The 2777-nt window shown below is 45.0% G+C and carries 2 protein-coding genes; both read left to right on the plus strand.

Annotation, left to right across the window (positions count from 1 at the left end; translation table 11 throughout):
• Window positions 1–186, plus strand: a 186-nt coding sequence (locus QT974_RS26005) for a hypothetical protein (protein ID WP_333471300.1), incomplete at its 5' end; no start/stop codon positions are given.
• Window positions 187–331: 145 nt separating this feature from the next.
• Window positions 332–2777, plus strand: a 2446-nt coding sequence (locus tag QT974_RS26010) for an nSTAND1 domain-containing NTPase (protein ID WP_333471301.1), incomplete at its 3' end; no start/stop codon positions are given.

A 2777-nucleotide genomic window follows, 5' to 3' on the forward strand; every position in this document is an offset into this window, starting at 1 on the left:
TATGGGATTATAACTAATAACTTATATGCGGTCATGCTTCTTCAGGCTTCAAAACCAGATGCACCCCCAGAAAGTTACTATCGAAGCGAAAACAAAGCAAACACAGTTAAATTTGTCACAAAAATCAAGCACATCAATTCTACAGTCATGAGGCTTTACATTCTGTCACAGTGTAAAGTTACTTAACGCGCAGCAAAGATTGTATTGCCAGCTTGGTATACTAAACCTGACAAGTATAGAAATACAAAGACCTTTATCCGTTTAAGTAAAAAAAATCTCCTCAAGCAAACAGAAATAAAAGCTCCAGAAAACCAGAGCAATTCCCGAAGCCATGACTAACAACACCCCAGTCAAAACAATTTTAATTCTGGCAGCCAATCCCACAAATACCGCTCCGTTGCGATTGGATCAAGAGATCCGGGAAATTGACGAAGGATTGCGACGGGCAAATAAACGAGATCAGTATAAATTAGAACAAAAATGGGCCGTGCGTTCCCGTGACTTTTACCGAGCTATTTTAGATTATCAACCCAACATAGTCCACTTTTGCGGACATGGTGCTGGAGAAGATGGAATTGTCCTAGAAGATGATACGGGAAAAATGGTGCTGGTGCAGACAAACGCCCTCGCCAGTATGTTTAAATTGTTTGCCCATAAAGGTGTAGATTGCGTAATTCTCAATGCTTGTTATTCCGAAGTACAGGCAGAGGCAATTAGCCAATACGTTAATTATGTTATTGGCATGAATCGAGCCGTGGGAGATCGAGCAGCCCTTGCCTTTGCTGTAGGGTTTTATGATGCGATCGCTGCTGGATATAGGCTAGAAGAAGCCTACGAGTTAGGTTGCTCGCAGATGATGAGTTTCCGAGAGCAGGCAACTCCCGTTTTTAAGAAAAAAAATTTAATTGATGCTCCGATTGATGAGGATGTAATTACTTTTGAAAATGTGATTCCGCCTAACCCTTACCAAGGGTTGTCTGCCTTTGGAGAAGAAGATGCCGACTTCTTTTTTGGACAGGCAAAATTTGTGAATAATTTAGTGGAAGTAACGCACAAACAACCTTTGGTAGCCGTAGTTGGGCCAAGTGGTAGCGGTAAATCTTCTGTAGTGTATGCGGGGTTAGTTCCCAAATTGCGAAAAGAGGGAAACTGGTTAATTGAATCTTTCCGTCCGGGGAAAGAACCGTTTGTGCAGTTAGCTTTTGCGTTGGTGAGGCAATTAGAACCAGCAGCGGGGGAAACTCAACAACTGCGGTCAGCGGTGGGATTAGCAGGTGATATGCAGCAAGGTAGAATCACTTTGCTGCAAGTTGTATCTCGCATTTTAGAGCGCAACCCAGGTCAACGGTTGTTGTTAGTTGCAGACCAATTTGAGGAACTGTACACCCTTTGTCAGGTGAAGCAAGAACAGGAACGCTTTGCTGATGGGTTGCTAACGGCGATTGCTCAAGAAAATATTACATTGGTTTTGACTTTACGGGCTGATTTTTACGGTTATGTGCTTTCCTACCGTCCGTTGCGGGATGCGTTGCAAGAGTATACACCACAGTTACTCAGTTCCATGAAACGGGAGGAATTACAGGCAGCCATTGAATTACCTGCCCAAAAATTGGAAGTACAGTTAGAACCGCAATTGACCCAACGCATTCTTGATGATGTGGGGCAAGAACCGGGGAATTTGCCATTATTAGAATTTGCCCTAACTCGGTTGTGGGAAAAGCAAGTAAACCGAGAGTTAACTCACCAAGCTTATGAAGAAATTGGCGGGGTGAAAAAAGCCATTGCTAATCATGCCGAACAAGTTTATCAAAAACTGAACGAAACAGAGAAAAAGCAGGCGCAGCGAATTTTTGTGCAATTAGTGCGTCCAGGGGAAGGAACAGAAGATACCAGGCGCGTTGCTACCCGTGTGGAAGTAGGGGAAGAGAACTGGAATTTGGTCAGTTATTTAGCTGGATATCCAGCGCGTTTGGTGGTGACGGGACGGCAAGAACAGGAAGATACAGTAGAGGTAGTGCATGAAGCGCTAATTCGGGAATGGGGAACTTTGGGGGAGTGGATAAATGCGAACCGTCAGTTTCGGACTTGGCAAGAACGGTTGAAGGTGGCCCTGCGGGAGTGGAAAAATAACAACCATGACGCTGGAGGTTTGTTACGGAGTGTGCCGTTGACTGTGGCGGAAGATTGGTTGCGGAAACGTGCTGATGAGATGACACAGGAGGAGCGAGATTTTATTCAGGTTAGCGTTAAAGAACGGGATAGAGAAAGACAAAAGAAGCAACGCAGGCGGCAACTTACAATTATTGGGCTAAGTGGCTTTTCATCTGTAGCCATGATGCTGGCTGGGTTTGCCCTTTGGCAGTGGTGGCAAGCAGAAAGCTCTCGCAAGCAGGCAGAAAGCTCTCGCAGTGAGGCTATAAGTCGTTCTTCTATGACAAATTTTAGTCAAGGGCAAGAATTGGATGCGCTGATGGAAGCTTTACAGGCAGCACAGATCAAGGATAGATCGCCAATGTGGGTGGAAGCGGCTTTGCGACAAGCAGTTTACGAAGTGAAAGAACGCAATCGTTTGGCAGGGCATAGTATTTATTTAAGAAGCGTTGCCTTTAGTCCCGATGGCAAGACATTAGCTTCTGGAAGCCAAAACAAGACCATCGAACTGTGGAACCTGCAAACCCAAAAACTGATTACTACCCTCAAAGGGCATAGGAATTGGGTCAATAGCGTGGCTTTTAGTCCCGATGGCAAGACTTTGGCTTCTGCTAGCGGTGACAAGA

This window comes from Microcoleus sp. BM001215392, assembly GCF_036700185.1.
Taxonomy (GTDB): domain Bacteria; phylum Cyanobacteriota; class Cyanobacteriia; order Cyanobacteriales; family Microcoleaceae; genus Microcoleus.